Origin of the sequence: Gelidibacter algens (genome assembly GCF_001678675.1) — a bacterium.
In the GTDB taxonomy this organism is placed as follows: Bacteria; Bacteroidota; Bacteroidia; order Flavobacteriales; family Flavobacteriaceae; genus Gelidibacter; species Gelidibacter algens.
In genome coordinates this window covers 67,534-82,641 of the sequence record NZ_LZRN01000002.1, presented here as the reverse complement: position 1 = coordinate 82,641, position 15,108 = coordinate 67,534, and the positions used below count along the sequence as shown (strand labels likewise).

The 15,108-nt window shown below is 35.8% G+C and carries 15 protein-coding genes and 1 pseudogene; 7 read left to right on the top strand and 9 right to left on the bottom strand.

All coding sequences use genetic code 11. The features are described 5' to 3' along the window. The first annotated feature begins 237 nt into the window (after window positions 1-237). Both A9996_RS01265 and A9996_RS01260 read left to right on the top strand, forming a co-directional pair. Window positions 238-925, top strand: a pseudogene (locus tag A9996_RS01265) (cell division ATP-binding protein FtsE). A 1-nt stretch (window position 926) separates the two neighbouring features. Continuing rightward, window positions 927-1,667 carry a class I SAM-dependent methyltransferase gene (locus A9996_RS01260; protein WP_066430048.1) on the top strand — a complete coding sequence of 247 codons (741 nt, stop codon included), beginning with the start codon at window positions 927-929 and terminating at the stop codon, window positions 1,665-1,667. Window positions 1,668-1,731: 64 nt separating this feature from the next. On the opposite strand, the gene A9996_RS20360 is transcribed toward A9996_RS01260, so the two are convergent. Both A9996_RS20360 and A9996_RS20355 read right to left on the bottom strand, forming a co-directional pair. Further along, window positions 1,732-2,139: a 2OG-Fe(II) oxygenase gene (locus A9996_RS20360; RefSeq protein WP_245905248.1), complete on the bottom strand. Its 408-nt coding sequence runs from the start codon at window positions 2,137-2,139 to the stop codon at window positions 1,732-1,734. Window positions 2,140-2,289: 150 nt separating this feature from the next. Next, on the bottom strand, window positions 2,290-2,553 hold the full coding sequence (locus A9996_RS20355) for a hypothetical protein (protein WP_245905249.1): 264 nt from the start codon (window positions 2,551-2,553) through the stop codon (window positions 2,290-2,292). 95 nt (window positions 2,554-2,648) lie between these two features. Between A9996_RS20355 and A9996_RS01250 the strand changes: the two genes are divergently transcribed. From A9996_RS01250 to A9996_RS01240, 3 genes are read left to right on the top strand one after another with little or no spacing between them, the layout of a single operon-like run. Then, complete coding sequence (locus tag A9996_RS01250; RefSeq protein ID WP_066430046.1) at window positions 2,649-2,945, top strand: glycosyltransferase family 2 protein; 297 nt, start codon at window positions 2,649-2,651, stop codon at window positions 2,943-2,945. 44 nt (window positions 2,946-2,989) lie between these two features. Continuing rightward, entirely contained in the window at window positions 2,990-3,517 is a 528-nt protein-coding gene (locus tag A9996_RS01245) for a hypothetical protein (protein ID WP_066430044.1), read from the top strand. Then, window positions 3,517-4,461, top strand: a complete 945-nt coding sequence (locus tag A9996_RS01240; RefSeq protein ID WP_066430247.1) for a glycosyltransferase family 2 protein — start codon at window positions 3,517-3,519, stop codon at window positions 4,459-4,461. The genes A9996_RS01245 and A9996_RS01240 overlap by 1 nt, the downstream gene beginning before the upstream one ends. Here A9996_RS01240 and A9996_RS01235 read toward each other — a convergent pair. Both A9996_RS01235 and A9996_RS01230 read right to left on the bottom strand, forming a co-directional pair. Continuing rightward, the gene (locus tag A9996_RS01235) at window positions 4,432-4,839 is read right to left on the bottom strand and encodes a sugar 3,4-ketoisomerase (protein ID WP_066430246.1); all 408 of its coding nucleotides are present in this window, start codon (window positions 4,837-4,839) and stop codon (window positions 4,432-4,434) included. The two genes, A9996_RS01240 and A9996_RS01235, sit on opposite strands and share 30 nt — an antisense overlap. Beyond that, complete coding sequence (locus A9996_RS01230) at window positions 4,829-5,662, bottom strand: glycosyltransferase family A protein (protein ID WP_111625729.1); 834 nt, start codon at window positions 5,660-5,662, stop codon at window positions 4,829-4,831. The genes A9996_RS01235 and A9996_RS01230 overlap by 11 nt, the downstream gene beginning before the upstream one ends. 56 nt (window positions 5,663-5,718) lie before the next feature. On the opposite strand from A9996_RS01230, the gene A9996_RS01225 reads away from it, so the two are divergent. Continuing rightward, on the top strand, window positions 5,719-6,858 hold the full coding sequence (locus A9996_RS01225; protein WP_066430042.1) for a glycosyltransferase family protein: 1,140 nt from the start codon (window positions 5,719-5,721) through the stop codon (window positions 6,856-6,858). Between the two features lie 108 nt (window positions 6,859-6,966). Here the strand turns inward: A9996_RS01225 and A9996_RS01220 are convergent, their stop codons facing one another. The 5 genes from A9996_RS01220 to typA all read right to left on the bottom strand — a co-directional run bounded on the left by A9996_RS01220 (window position 6,967) and on the right by typA (window position 13,670). Then, entirely contained in the window at window positions 6,967-8,259 is a 1,293-nt protein-coding gene (locus A9996_RS01220; protein ID WP_066430040.1) for an O-antigen translocase, read from the bottom strand. A gap of 17 nt (window positions 8,260-8,276) precedes the next feature. After that, window positions 8,277-9,581, bottom strand: coding sequence for an O-antigen translocase (locus tag A9996_RS01215; protein WP_066430038.1), 1,305 nt, complete (start codon window positions 9,579-9,581; stop codon window positions 8,277-8,279). Further along, window positions 9,581-10,705, bottom strand: a complete 1,125-nt coding sequence (locus A9996_RS01210; protein ID WP_066430036.1) for a DegT/DnrJ/EryC1/StrS family aminotransferase — start codon at window positions 10,703-10,705, stop codon at window positions 9,581-9,583. The genes A9996_RS01215 and A9996_RS01210 overlap by 1 nt, the downstream gene beginning before the upstream one ends. Beyond that, window positions 10,702-11,679 carry a GNAT family N-acetyltransferase gene (locus tag A9996_RS01205; protein WP_066430245.1) on the bottom strand — a complete coding sequence of 326 codons (978 nt, stop codon included), beginning with the start codon at window positions 11,677-11,679 and terminating at the stop codon, window positions 10,702-10,704. The genes A9996_RS01210 and A9996_RS01205 overlap by 4 nt, the downstream gene beginning before the upstream one ends. A 191-nt stretch (window positions 11,680-11,870) precedes the next feature. Further along, window positions 11,871-13,670, bottom strand: a complete 1,800-nt coding sequence (gene typA, locus A9996_RS01200) for a translational GTPase TypA (protein ID WP_066430035.1) — start codon at window positions 13,668-13,670, stop codon at window positions 11,871-11,873. A gap of 547 nt (window positions 13,671-14,217) precedes the next feature. On the opposite strand from typA, the gene kdsA reads away from it, so the two are divergent. Next, the gene (gene kdsA / locus A9996_RS01195) at window positions 14,218-15,036 is read left to right on the top strand and encodes a 3-deoxy-8-phosphooctulonate synthase (RefSeq protein ID WP_066430032.1); all 819 of its coding nucleotides are present in this window, start codon (window positions 14,218-14,220) and stop codon (window positions 15,034-15,036) included. Window positions 15,037-15,108: the final 72 nt, after the last annotated feature.

Genomic DNA, 15,108 nt, shown 5'->3' with positions numbered 1-15,108 from the left:
TCTGTATTCTGTTGATTGTTCATGTTTTGCAGATTGAGACCGTTATCGCCAACTCGATTATAACATTTCCCGCAGAATTCGCATACTTACTCAGAAATGAATCCGTGTCGATCTGCGGGAAATAAAAATAGAGTTGTCGAAGCCAAGAATTGTAAACGGAAGACTGCCGTTCTAAAAATTTGATATTTGACTATTTTAATAATACATTTACAACTCTTAAAAAATGCACGTACAAAAATGTCTCAAACGGTTTTAGAATTAAAGGATGTCTCGATTTTTCAGGGAGACAGCATGGTGTTATCTGAAGTGAATGTAGAAATGACAAAAAGGTGATTTTGTATATCTTATCGGTAAAACAGGAAGTGGAAAGAGTAGTTTTATGAAAACGCTTTATGGCGATTTGGAACTGACCACGGGAGAAGGCCATGTTGTAGATTTTGATTTACGAACTTTAAAAGAAAAGGACATTCCATTTTTGAGACGCAAGTTGGGGGTTGTTTTCCAGGATTTTAAATTGCTGCCCGACAGAACAGTCAATAGCAATTTGGAATTTGTATTGAAAGCCACAGGCTGGAAGGACAAAAATGACATCAAGGAACGCGTTGAGAAAGTGCTCGATAAAGTAGCCATGAAAACTAAAGGATTCAAATTTCCGCATGAACTTTCTGGTGGAGAGCAACAGCGTATTGCTATTGCCAGAGCTTTACTGAATGATCCTGAACTGATTTTAGCCGATGAGCCTACAGGAAATTTAGATCCGCAAACCAGTATTGAAGTTATGGAAGTGTTGCGTGAAATCAATAAAAACGGAAACACCATTTTAATGGCCACCCATGACTACGCTTTACTTTTGCGCTACCCAAGCAAGACCTTAAAATGTGACGAAAATAAGGTTTTTGAAGTGGTACAGCGTAAAGGCAATTAAAATGTATACAGCTTTAAAAAAAATAACTAAGGCTCTAATTCCCAAAAAGTTTCTTTTAAAGCACGAATTTGCACTCAGACGGTTATTTGCTATTCAATATTTAGGAACTAAGCACCACTGCGAAATCTGTAAAACGAAGCTCAATAGGTTTATAAAATTAAAACCTAACGATTTACTTTGTCCTGCTTGCGGGAGCAGAAGCAGAACACGAAGATTATACCATCTACTTTTAAAAGACAACGCTTTACAAGGTAACGTACTTCATTTTTCGCCATCACGCAGTCTATATCGCGTTTATAAAAAAATAGAAGCCATGTCTTATGTCAGCACAGATTTCGAAAATGAATTTGTAGCTGATTACACCCTCGACATCAGAAAAATTGACTTTAAAGATCAGTATTTTGATACCATTATTTGTTACCACATCCTTGAACATATTGAAGAAGATTTTGTGGCGATGAAGGAACTGTACCGGGTTTTGAGCCCCAACGGAAAATGCTATATCCAAACCCCTTTTAAGGATGGCAACATTTATGAAGATGCTTCTATGGTTTCAGAATCTGAGCGTTTCAAGGCCTTTGGTCAAAAAGACCATGTACGTCTTTACTCCATTGAAGGGTTAAAAGAACGTTTAGAACGAGTGGGTTTTAAGGTATCAATCCTTACATTTACTCCACAGGAAGAAGATGTGTTGTTGGGATACCAATCTCCGGAAACGGTTTTAATTGCTTCAAAAACGTAATGAAATCCTTAGAAAAATTAAATTGTAATTTCAAAGTTTCGGTCATTGAAGTTTATAAATAATTTTAATTTTTCTTGTAAACATGAGGATTTTTACGAACACCCTTTTTAAATAGTCTTCTGAGCAGCATTCTTAATTGTGCATCAACATTTAAAATGATATTTGCAACTGTATCATTAGGACGGCCTCTAAATTTGGTGACGTGAAACTGATCTGACAATTTTAAAGAAGAATCACTAAAACAATAATTCGAAATACAGCATCTGTTCCTGTCAATAGTGACTTGATTTACAGAATGCCACGATCGATCATGAGTTGCCATAATCACTAATCGGTTAAACTTACTTTCAATAATTATAGGTTTTTGTTCTGGACCATCAGTCCACAACTCCAAATGGCCACCGTTTTCCAATTTCCAATTAGGAGTAATATAGTATAATAAGTTTAAAACCCTCCACCTAACGCTCAGCATCGTGGGAATTGTCTAAATGGGGATGTAAAAAATTATCTTTAGCCATCAATGATAAACCACCTGCGCACAGTGATTCATCTGGAAAGAGTGACTCAATTCCGCAGATTTCACCAAAAAGTTTTACAATTCTCTTATCTTGAAACGCATATATTACACTTCCAAAAGCTTATCATGTTTATCCATTTGCGCTGAAACATGTTTATATTCACTTACACTTTTCAGAGAGCGCATTTCAGCTTTGTCAGGAAACATGCTGAAACACTTTTGAGCTAGATTTTCAGGCAACAGATCATCAATGTAAAAAAACCCAATTTTTAATCTTGATGCCTCAAAATTCTCTGACAAGGCAGCTCGTTCGCTTTTTAATTTCTTATAAATAAGGTTCGAAATTACTTCTGTTCCAGTTAGGGTCATTATAGCGAGGTTAGAGATATGCGCAATTTAAATCTTTTGTGGCAAAGACAAATTTAAACTTTTAAAAAATGTATTTTTAGATCATATTTGTTGATATGCTTTCAATCCTAATACCTGTTTATAATTACAATATCGTGAGTTTGGTTGAAGAAATTCAAACGCAAACAACCGCACTACAAATTCCTTTTGAGCTTTTAGCTTTTGAGGATGGTTCCAAGTCGAGGTTAAACGAGCAAAATAAGCAAATCAATCTTTTGAGTGGCTGTATGTTTAAAGAACTTGAGGTCAATATTGGGAGAAGCGCCATTAGAAATTTATTGGCACAGAACGCCCAGTATGAACAACTTCTGTTTGTGGATGCAGGCTCCTATCCGAAAAAAAAACCTTTATAAAAGAGTATTTAACATCTTTTCATGAAGATGTGGTTATTGGTGGCATGACCAACCTAGATAAACCACCATCAAAGCCATATAAATTGAGATGGCTCTATACCAAAAAGCGGGAATCGAATTTTAAGAATGGGAAAGTATTTTGTTCATCAAATTTTCTGATTAAAAAATCCGTCATCCAAGCGCACCCTTTTGATGAAAATATAAAAAAATATGGCTGCGAAGATGTTCTTTTTTTTACTGATCTGAAAAAACACGATATATCCATAACCTATATTGACAATCCGGTAATCCATGACTCTGAAGACAGTGCAGACAGCTTTATTTTCAAAACAGAAAATGCAATTGAAAATTTAGTGATCTTAATCGCATCAGGAAAACTTTCAACAAATGCTTACAGACTAACACAAATTTATGAAGGTCTCCAGAAACTAAAACTGGACATGTTGGTAGCCTTCATTTTCTCAAAATCCAAACCCTTATTGAAGAGAAATTTCAGATCTTCATCTCCTTCCATCCTTTTATTCGATTTTTATCGTTTAGGATATTATTGTTCAATTATAAACAAGAGATAATGCCATTCTTTTCCATAATCATCCCGCTTTATAATAAAGAAAGGCATATCAAAGCCACTTTAGAAAGTGCACTGGCACAAACTTTTCAGGACTACGAAATTATTGTAGTCAATGATGGCTCTACTGACGGAAGTAAAATTGTAGTTGATAGCATTAAAGATGCTCGAATCAAACTTTTCAATATACAAAATCAAGGTGTGTCTCACGCAAGAAATTACGGCATAAAGAAGGCCAATTCAGAATTACTTGTTTTTTTAGATGCCGATGATCTTTGGAAAACAAATCATTTAGAAAATTTAAAAACGCTATTTATGTCGTTCCCGAACTGCGGTCTTTATGCAGCCGCTTATCTACAAAAAAAAGATAACGTTTATATCCCCTCCATATATAACAAAATCTTAAACACCACATCTTGGATGGGCATCGTGGAAAATTATTTTGAAAGCTGTTTCATAAACAGCATTGCATGGACCTCAGCGGTAATGGTTCCAAAATCAACCTTAGAAATGGTTGGTAATTTTAATGAGAATATCACCCTTGGCGCTGGTGAAGACACTGACTTATGGATTAGGATTGCCTTAAAATATCCTGTGGCTTTTAGCAATAATGCAACAGCAATCTACAATCTGCATTCTGATAATCGCATTTCCAATTCCAACACCAATTTGAGAAGTTTTATCAATTTGGATGTTTATGAGGATGAAGCTAAATCCGATGCTAGCTTGAAGAAATATTTGGACTTGAATAGATTTTCAATTGCGATTCAGTACAAATTGGTCGGTAACCATGAGAAAGCAAAACTATTGATTGGTAAAATCCATGCTACCAATTTAAATACGAAGCAACGTCTTTTACTAAAAATGAATGGAGCAGCTTTGAGAGCGGCACTAAAAGTGAAAAATGAATTTCAAAATTTAGGAATTCCCTTGAGTAGTTTTAGATGATATGAAGTCGTCATAATCTCTGATATACTCGCTCTCATCAAATTCAGTATTTGCCAATACCAAACACACAGCTCCGGAAGAAAAATTTTCAACCTCTCGCCAGATTCCTGTGGGAATATACAAACCTATATTTGGTTTATTGAGCATTATTTTTTGTCGGTTTTTACCATCATCTACAATCACTTCAAAACTCCCACTTAAGGCAATTACAAAAGACTCTTGTTTGAGATGAGAATGACCGCCTCTATAGGCATCACTAGGAATATCATACAAATAATACACACGTTTTATGGCAAATGGAATGCAATCTTTTTCAATAACTGACAAATGACCTCTTGGATCGGCTATTTTAGGAATATCTATTAATTTAGTTTTCATAAATCTCATCAATTTCACCGGACTTGTGCAGTGTTTTATATTTGAAAATCCCCTTCATTCCCATTTTATACTTAGACGGAATTTGATTAAATGTGATATAGTTATGTCGGAATATAAAAAAGACATACTTCATTAACCAAACATAGCTGAAATTGCCGTAAAACCGATGTGCCAAAGCTGACCGTGCGAATAACGCATTATCACTGCCCATTTGTCCTCCAGAATTCTCGTTAGGATGTTGCACAATAATTTTGGCTACATGAATCATCCTTAAACTTTTATCATAGGCATTTCTTAAAAATGCATATTCCGTTTCACCTTTAAATACAGATCCCACCCCAAAATAGTGATTGAAATAAACTTCTTTTTCCTTAAACAATTCTCTTTTAAATGAGATGACCCAGGTGTAAATTTTCTTTAAGGATTTCTTAGTATGAAGACCTTCCGGAAAATAATCGGCAAACAATTGGCCCTGTTCATTAATCGCTTGAAAAGAAATCATTGCCGCTTCCGGATGCTTTAAGTATGCGGCTTCGATTTGCTGTTTTAAATTAGATTGATAAACAATGTCATCATCGCCCATTAAACACACATCAGCAGTTGCATTTCTGATGGCCAGATTACGACTTGTAGGCGAGCCTCTTTCAAAGGAATTGATGACTTTTACATTGGAACGATTTGAAACCAGTAATTTATCTTCATCTGTTTGGTTGACAATGATGATCTCAAAATCACTAATATCATTCAATGCAAATATTGCATCCAAAAAACTCAAATCCACTTTAAACATGGTTGAGATAAGTATTTCCAATGATATCTTCATAAAGCAAGACCTTCTAAAACGTGTTTTATTACTTTTGTTACAAAAGTAATATTTTTATGCGAATATTGTTGGTTGGTGAATATAGCAGACTTCACAATTCTCTTAAAGAAGGTCTTGAGGCTTTAGGGCATGACGTTTCTATAATTGCCAGTGGCGACGGTTTCAAAAATTATCCCGTTGATATTAAGGTTGACCATTCCTTTTATCATCCTGTATTAAAAAAACTTAAAGTTGGCTTCTATAAGCTAACTTCTATAGATTTAGGCGCTTATGAAATTTATCTAAAAGTCCGATTAAATTCTAAAAAATTGAGAGGTTTTGACGTTGTTCAATTAATCAATGAATTTTCTTTAAAAACCAGTCCCGATTTAGAAATCAAGATTATAAAACATCTGTTAAAACATAATAGTAAACTATATCTACTCTCTTGTGGCATTGACTACCAATGTATGCGTTATATGATGGATGGAAAATTCAGTTATAGCGTAATGAGCCCTTATATAAAAAATCCTTCGCTCAAACCTCAATATAAATTTCAGTTGGCATATTTGACGGATGCTTTTAATAAACTTCACGATTTTATTTATGAAAATGCGCAAGGTGTTATTGCGACAGATATGGATTACCACCTTCCTTTGGTGGGCGATAAAGCTTATGTGGGAATGATTCCAAACCCCATCAACACAGATGAAATAGAATATGTCCTGACAGAAATAAAAGAGAAAATTAAAATATTCCACGGCGTTAACACTTCCGCAATCACTAAAAAGGGAAATGACTATTTTACGGAAGCACTCAAAATTATAGTCTCCAAATTTGGAGATCAAGTAGAAGTGACTACAACTCACAGCCTGCCTTATGAGAAATACATAAAAAGTTATGATGACTGCCATATTTTAATGGATCAAGTTTACGCCTATGACCAAGGTTATAACGCTTTGGAAGCCATGGCCAAAGGCAAAGTGGTTTTTACTGGTGCAGAAGCGGAATGGCTAGCTTATTATGGAGTTGAAGAGGATACAATTGCCATTAATTCTTTGCCTGACGTTAATTATTTAGTTCAAAAGCTGAGTTGGCTCATTGAACATCCCGAAAACATAGTGGAAATATCAAAACGTGCAAGAGCTTTTGTTGAAAGCAACCATGATTATAAAGACATTGCGCAAACATATGTCAAAATCTGGAATGAAAATTAACAAAATAAAAAAAGTAACCAAAATCACAATTCCATTTTTTTAAAGACATATCAAGTATTACCTCACTTTCATAGGTTTTATTCTTCAGAAGGTTTTGTTCCTTTACTGTCATTCTTTTAGTTTTCCAAAAAGAGAATTTCTAAACACCACCAATATCAAGACCATGTACACCAAATAATTGACAAAATGGGCCATAGTTGCACCTATAACACCGTATCTATCAATCAAGTAAATACTGGCAACATATAAGGTTGCAAATGACAGCGCTTCTGTAATGAGATAGTGCCAAATCATTCTTTTTGCCAAGAGTTGCGTAGCAATGATAACTGAAACAACTTTAATAAAATCTCCGATAAGTTGCCAAAAAAACAGACCCTCAACAGGTGCAAACTCTTTTGAAAATACTACTTCGATAATAATATGTCTTAAAAAATAGATGGCTATTAACAGCAATGCAAACACGGGTAGGATAGTTTTGAAAAGTCCCAAAATCTCATGTCTAAACTCCTTGCTTGTTTGTATTTCAGAAAAGCGTGGCAACACATATAAGGTAAGTAATGACGTAACAAACATTAAATAATACCTTGACAAACGGTTCATGGCTTCCCAATACCCTGCATCAACTAGAGCTTGCGTATCGATGATATGGTTTCTGATAGATAACATCACCAGAGGTGCCGTCAAGGCCGTAAAAAGCGACATCATAGAAAATGACCCGAGCTTTTTGACTTTGTTTATATCAAACAATCTAAATTTGATGAGTGAAAAGAAGGCTACCGATTTAGAAATAGATGCCAACGTAATAAAAAACAATACTACTTCAGAAAGTACAACAGCCAATAACGCTCCTTGGATATGATGGTTATAAATTAGAAAAATAGTCAATAGGGTTCCAAAAATGTGTCCTAGAATTTGGATGGCCACAAGACGTCTAAAATTGGAAAGACCATTTAGAAAAGCAAGAATAACAGAATTAATTGCATAAAAAGGTAACACAGCCGAAATTATTCTAATGAGATAGGCATAATTATCCCCTTCAATAAATACAAAACGATTGATCATATCAGCTCCAAAGAAACAAAATATAGACAACACTATGGTTGAAGCCAACACACAGTAAGATACCGTTGACAAGGTTTGTGAAAGTTTGAGAGTGTCTTTTTTAAATTCGGCAACATATTTAACTACACCGTTATAAAAGCCAAGATTTGAAAATGATTGGAGAGTAGAAAAGAAATCCCTCAGATTCCCAACAAATGCAAGTCCTGAAGGACCGATGTAGAGTGCGATGAATTTTGAAGTAACAAACCCAGCAACTATACGAGTCATTACAGATACTGAATTTAACGAAGCTATTTTAATTAGTAGATTATTATTGATATAGTCCTTAATTTTTTTCATGGAGTCATTTAGAAAAATTAGCCTTCATTATGTTCCTGCAATACCCCAAAAAGCGAACTTCCAAATATCAACAAAATAATGCCGTAATGCATTACATAACTTACAAAGTGTCCCATCACCGCACCTTCAACTCCAAAAACGTCAATTAAATAGACACTGGATAAATACATAACGACCACCAAAAATGTTTCAATAATAATAAATTGGGTAAACATTTTTTTAGCGATAAATTGATAGGCAATAACTATGGAAAGTACCTTTACAAAATCTCCTAAAAGTTGCCATAAAAAGAGCTCTTCAGTAGGCTGAAAATCCTCGGAAAATATTAGAGGGACCAAAACTGAGCGCAATAAATATATGATAACCAATCCTATCCCAAAAATGGGCATGGTTGACTTATAAAAACTGAAGACTTCTTTCCTGAATTCTTTTTTGCTCTCAATCTCACTAAATCTTGGTAAAAAATATAAGGCCATTAATGAATTGATAAACATCAGGTAGTAATCTGAAATCCGCTGCATAGCTTCCCAATGTCCAGCTTCTTTTATGCCAACTTCAGCAATGATATAGTTCCTGATCATAATGGAAACCATAGGGATGGCAATAGCAGTCACCAACGCCATGACAGCATAGGGTGCAAATTTTTTAAGGACACTAAAACTTACATTGGATATTTTTACTGAGGAGACCAAGCTACGTTGATTGACAAACCCCACAAAAGTAACCAGTAAAATGAGCGACGGTGCAATTACTGCAGCTACCAAGGCGCCATCGATATTGTTTTGATAAATTAAAAGCAATGTTATCAAGAGCCCTAAAACTTGACCAATGATACTAATGATGAGTAAAATTTTATACTTTTCAAACCCATTCATAATTGCAAAACTGAACATGTTTAAAGCATAGAAAGGCAGTGCCAGAGCCATAATTTTAATAACATAGGCATATTTATAATTGGCAGAAAACAAGAATTGATTAATGGTTTCAGCATTGTAATAACTCACAAACGCAACTAGAATGGTTGATAAAAACCCTATATAAAAGGCCGAAGATAAGGTTTGACTTAATTTAAAGGTATCATTCTTAACCTCTGCTATGGACTTGACCAATCCATCATAGAAACCCGTAATTGAAAAGGTATGCACAGCGCTCAAGAAATTCCGCAAGTTTCCAATAAGGGCCATGCCTTCAACACCAATAAACACAGCTATGGCCTTAGATGTCAAAATGCCGGCCATAATCTTTATGATAATGGTTGCAGTATTGAGATTGGCAACCCTAAACAAGACATGATCATTGATATAGCTATTAAATTTATTCATTAATAGACGTTTAAAATTTCAACAACCCTATAGACTTCATCTTCAGTCATAACCGGACTTATCGGAATGCTGATAATGGTGTCATGTATTTTTTCAGTAAGCGGAAATGTGTGATGCCTGAAGTTCTCCAGGGCTTTTTGATGGTGTGGCGCAATTGGATAATGTATTAAGTGCCCAATATCATGAGACTGCAGGTAGGCCACAAAACCAGAACGATCAGCAACCCGAATTGTAAATACATGAAACACATGGTCCTTGGCACCGCTATAAAACGGTAATGCTATTTTATCATTGCTAATCTCCTGAAGATAACGTTTGGCGATGCTTTGACGTTTAGCATTGTCTGCATCTAGACATTTCAATTTGATATTTAAAAATGCAGCCTGAAGTTCATCTAACCTACTATTAACGCCTATAATCTCATTAACATATTTTTTGGAGCTGCCATAATTACGCATCAGTTTAAGCGTTTCTGCCAAATCTTTATCGTTGGTCGTGACCGCTCCAGCATCGCCCAAAGCACCCAAATTTTTACTCGGATAAAAACTAAATGCTGCAGCATGTCCTAAATTTCCTGCTTTTTTGAGTTTGGGATTTGGAATTTTTAAATTGGAATTTTCAACTGCACCGTGCGCCTGGGCTGCATCTTCTATCACCAATAACCTGTGTGACGCCGCGATGGCATTAATGGCATTCATATTGGCTAACTGACCATAGAGATGCACTACCAATAGTGCCTTGGTGTTTTTGGTAATGTGCTTTTCAATCTCTTCTGGAGATATGTTGTAAGTCTCCAAATCAGGTTCTACCAAAACTGGCTGCAATCCTGCATTAATAATAGACAAAATGGAAGCTATATAGGTGTTGGCAGGAACGAGCACCTCATCCTTAGGTCGTAATTTGCCCAGATGTATGTAGCCTTTAAATATCAAAGTGAGTGCGTCTAAGCCGTTTGCAGTCCCAATGCAATACTCAGTGCCGCAATAGGTGGCAAAATCAGTTTCAAACCGCTCTACTTCGCTCCCCAGAATATAATGTCCAGAATCCATAAAATGCTTGAACTTATTTTGAAAATCATTTTCAAAACGCGCATTGATTTTATGTAGATCCAGAAACTTTATCATTTCAGAATGGTATGTAATTCTTTATGGTTTTTTATTTCAATTTTATAAAAATCCTGCGTCATTGTTCTCGCTCCAAACCCTTCTTTCCAAAATTGAAGTCCCTCATTAATATTTTTTCCATTATTTTCATTGGAAGTGCCAAAATCAAAATAGCGTTTTTCAGCATACACTTCATTGATCAAATAATCATGCAACGCATCTAAACTCCCTAAGTTGTTTTTATCACCGTTTCCTGATATATATTGACAGTGCGCCACATTTTTCGTTTCGAAAATTGTAGCACCCGCAACAATCTGCTGCCCTTGGTAGACGTTGAATTGTTTTATGTTTTGAGGGAATTTTTCCTTCAGCCACAAAATTTCTTCAAGGGAATGCACTGGTTCTGCATTGTGTTTTATGCTCAAGTTAATTTTCAGAATCGTATTCCAAAATGCTTTAAAATCATCATCGTTTACAATACGCAATTCATGCTTTTGGGCACGTTTAATGCCTTCGCGCCTGCTGCCTGAAAATTTTATTTGATGCTGGTTGTCAATAACTGAAAGGGTGTCTCTTCTTACTAATTGAGCGTTTAGAATAAAATTCAAATAATGAACTTCTTCCGAAGGAATTCGATGATATATTGCCGGAATTTCCTTGAGATAAAGTGTCGTTATTTTATGCTCCTCTAAAAATTTTAAAAGCACTTCAAAACTATGCAATACGGTTTCAAATTTAACATCCTTTAACAGTAAGAGTCCGCCATAAGTTAGGCCTTGGTGCGAGTGGAGCTCATCTTCTACCCTATTGGCAGGCAATAAGCCCACCAACTTTCCTTTTTTAAAGACCATTAATGAAAAATCTTCAAACCGATCTTGATGGTACTCCATAAAATCACGCTGAAATAAAAACGTAGCATTTTTGGAATGAGTTACAAAGGTATTCCAAGCGGACTTGAATTTGGGTTGATATATTTCAATGGAATACGCTTTCAAGGTCAACGCAGGTTATAAAAATTTTTGATTCAAATTGGCTTCCAAATTACAATAATTTTAGTGAAGGTATTAAAATTGCCTACATTTAATAGAGGCTAATTACATTTCGTAATTCTCATGCGTCGTCAGAAACAAAAAAAAGGAACTCCAAACGGAATTCCTTTTTATATAACTATTTAAGATCGATCGAATTAATTCGCTTTACCTCTCTTACGTTCCGTTTCTGTCAACAAAATTTTACGCAAACGCAAAAAGTGAGGAGTTACCTCAACATATTCGTCCTTTTGGATGTACTCCAATGCCTCCTCTAATGAGAATTTTACCGCTGGAATGATGCGTGCCTTATCATCTGCACCTGAAGAACGTACGTTGCTCATCTTTTTGGTTTTGGTAACGTTAACCGCCATATCATCGCCACGAGAGTTTTCTCCAATAACCTGACCTTCATAAATATCTTCTCCCGGATCAACAAAAAACTTGCCTCTATCCTGTAATTTATCAATAGAATATGGAATTGCCTGACCTTTTTCCATAGATACCAAAGAACCATTCTGACGTTCTGGAATACCACCTTTCATTGGTTGGTATTCTTTAAAACGATGCGTCATAATTGCTTCACCAGCAGTAGCGGTCAACAAGTTGTTTCTTAAACCGATAATTCCTCTTGAAGGAATCATGAATTTACAGATCATACGCTCGCCTTTGGCTTCCATACTCAACATTTCACCTTTACGAATAGAGACCATTTCAATGGCTTTACCTGAAACAGCTTCTGGTAAATCAATAGTCATTTCCTCAATTGGCTCACATTTTACACCATCAATTTCCTTAATGATTACTTGCGGCTGACCAATTTGAAGTTCATAACCTTCACGACGCATAGTTTCAATCAATACCGATAAATGCAAGACACCACGGCCAAAGACCATAAATTTATCTGCACTATCCGTTTCTTGCATGCGCAACGCTAAATTCTTTTCAAGTTCTCTAAGCAAACGATCTTTAATATGTCGGGAGGTTACAAACTTTCCATCTTTACCAAAAAACGGAGAATCATTGATGGTAAACAACATACTCATGGTAGGCTCATCAATAGAAATGGTTTTCAACCCTTCTGGATTTTCAAAATCAGCAACGGTATCACCAATCTCAAAGCCTTCCAATCCAACTAAAGCACATATGTCTCCAGTTTGTACCTCATCAACTTTTCTACGGCCCATACCTTCAAAAATATGCAGCTCTTTAATTTTAGATTTCACGATTTTTCCATCGCGCTTCACCAAAGAGATATTCATGCCTGTTTTTAAAATACCGCGTTGTAAGCGTCCAATTGCAATTCTCCCAGTAAATGATGAGAAATCTAAAGACGTAATCAACATTTGGGTAGTCCCTTCTTCAATTTTTGGATCGGGAATATGCTCAATAACCATATCTAATAATGGTTCAAGAGAATCTGTTGGATGTTTCCAATCTGTACTCATCCAATTGTGCTTTGCAGAACCGTATACGGTTGGAAAATCCAACTGCCACTCTTCAGCACCAAGTTCAAACATCAAATCAAAAACAGCCTCATGTACTTCCTCTGGTGTACAGTTTTCTTTGTCAACTTTATTAATTACCACACATGGTTTCAATCCTAAATCAAGAGCTTTTTGAAGTACAAAGCGCGTTTGCGGCATTGGACCTTCAAAAGCATCTACCAAAAGCAATACGCCATCAGCCATATTCAATACACGCTCAACTTCACCGCCAAAATCCGCGTGACCAGGAGTATCGATAACATTAATTTTTGTATCCTTATAAATTACGGAAACGTTTTTAGAAGTAATTGTAATACCTCTTTCACGCTCTAAATCGTTATTATCCAGAATTAAATCGCCAGTATTTTCGTTTTCACGAAACAACTGACAGTGGTACATAATTTTGTCAACTAGGGTTGTTTTACCGTGGTCAACGTGTGCAATAATTGCAATGTTTTTTATTTTTGCCATATATATGGTGCCTTTTTTTAAGCGCGCAAATGTACGATAATTTTTTTTTACAAGTTGTTAAGAAGGCGTCTGATTTTGATTTTTTTTTGAAAGCGCACTATTTAAGTTGCTTAAAAAGAGGCTTTTTACTTTATTGGAGCGCATAATTTTTAGTCCCTCAACTCTCGAAAAGAAGCTAGATCGTAGATGTTGGAAAAGAAGCTAGATCCTAGATGAGAGACTTGAGACAACGGTTCTAAAATCATAATGAGAATTTTGTCTTCCAATTCAAAATATTTAGCCCAAACACGTTACATATTTATTTTACCAATCGAATATGCAATGATTTTTCCGACAGTGCCGTCATTATTAAAATTAACAATAGCAACGCTTCGGGAGTGCGTTAGAATTTCAGGTTGGATTGAATGCCTTTATCTGTAAACCTCATTGCAAGATTTCAAAATTCATCCATAAAGTAGTTCTGAATGTTATATGTGAATTCCCTATTTGACAGACACAACATCACGCAATATTTTCCGTAACTTTGCATTTTTAAAACACCCAACAAATGACTCTCAACGACGTTCCTAAATTAAAACATACTAACGCCAATAATTTCTTTCTACTTTGCGGCCCTTGTGCCATTGAAGGTGAAGAAATGGCCTTACGCATTGCAGAAAAAGTATTAAAGATTACCGATAATTTAAAAATTCCTTATGTTTTTAAAGGGAGTTTTAAAAAGGCAAACCGAAGTAGAATTGATAGTTTTACAGGTATTGGTGATGAAAAAGCATTGAAAATACTGCGTAAAGTTTCTGAGACTTTTGACATCCCAACGGTAACCGATATCCATGAAATTTCTGATGCAAAAATGGCTGCGGAATATGTTGATGTTTTGCAGATTCCGGCATTCTTGGTGCGGCAAACTGATTTAGTCGTAGCTGCTGCCGAAACCGGAAAAATAGTCAATCTCAAAAAAGGACAATTTATGAGTCCGGAAGCCATGAAACACGCCGTTCAAAAAGTGAAAGATGCAGGCAATGACAAGGCATGGATTACCGATAGAGGCACGATGTTTGGCTATCAGGATATGATTGTTGATTTTAGAGGCATCCCTACCATGCGCCAATATGCACCGACCATTTTGGATGTTACGCATTCTCTGCAACAGCCAAACCAAACCATTGGAGTTACAGGCGGCAGACCAGATATGATTGAAACCATTGCCAGAGCTGGTGTGGTCAACAACGTGGATGGCCTATTTATCGAAACCCATTTTGACCCAGCAAATGCCAAAAGTGATGGCGCCAATATGCTTCACCTCGATAATTTAGAAAAATTGTTGACTAATTTGGTGGCGATCAGAAAAACAGTCAATAGTTTATAGTGATCAGTAGTCCCGCCTTCGCAAAAGCTGCGGAAGGGCAAGCAGGGGTCAGTAATAAAATAAATAATAGCA

Bases quoted from the DNA above. Each gene is read 5' to 3' on its own strand.
- A9996_RS01220 (WP_066430040.1), bottom strand. From the start codon at position 8,259: ATGAAAAAAATTAAGGACTATATCAATAATAATCTACTAATTAAAATA.
- A9996_RS01235 (WP_066430246.1), bottom strand. From the start codon at position 4,839: ATGAAAACTAAATTAATAGATATTCCTAAAATAGCCGATCCAAGAGGT.
- A9996_RS01250 (WP_066430046.1), top strand. From the start codon at position 2,649: ATGCTTTCAATCCTAATACCTGTTTATAATTACAATATCGTGAGTTTG.
- A9996_RS01240 (WP_066430247.1), top strand. From the start codon at position 3,517: ATGCCATTCTTTTCCATAATCATCCCGCTTTATAATAAAGAAAGGCAT.
- A9996_RS01215 (WP_066430038.1), bottom strand. From the start codon at position 9,581: ATGAATAAATTTAATAGCTATATCAATGATCATGTCTTGTTTAGGGTT.
- A9996_RS20360 (WP_245905248.1), bottom strand. From the start codon at position 2,139: ATGCTGAGCGTTAGGTGGAGGGTTTTAAACTTATTATACTATATTACT.
- kdsA (WP_066430032.1), top strand. From the start codon at position 14,218: ATGACTCTCAACGACGTTCCTAAATTAAAACATACTAACGCCAATAAT.
- A9996_RS01210 (WP_066430036.1), bottom strand. From the start codon at position 10,705: ATGATAAAGTTTCTGGATCTACATAAAATCAATGCGCGTTTTGAAAAT.
- A9996_RS01225 (WP_066430042.1), top strand. From the start codon at position 5,719: ATGCGAATATTGTTGGTTGGTGAATATAGCAGACTTCACAATTCTCTT.
- A9996_RS20355 (WP_245905249.1), bottom strand. From the start codon at position 2,553: ATGACCCTAACTGGAACAGAAGTAATTTCGAACCTTATTTATAAGAAA.
- A9996_RS01260 (WP_066430048.1), top strand. From the start codon at position 927: ATGTATACAGCTTTAAAAAAAATAACTAAGGCTCTAATTCCCAAAAAG.
- A9996_RS01245 (WP_066430044.1), top strand. From the start codon at position 2,990: ATGACCAACCTAGATAAACCACCATCAAAGCCATATAAATTGAGATGG.
- typA (WP_066430035.1), bottom strand. From the start codon at position 13,670: ATGGCAAAAATAAAAAACATTGCAATTATTGCACACGTTGACCACGGT.
- A9996_RS01230 (WP_111625729.1), bottom strand. From the start codon at position 5,662: ATGAAGATATCATTGGAAATACTTATCTCAACCATGTTTAAAGTGGAT.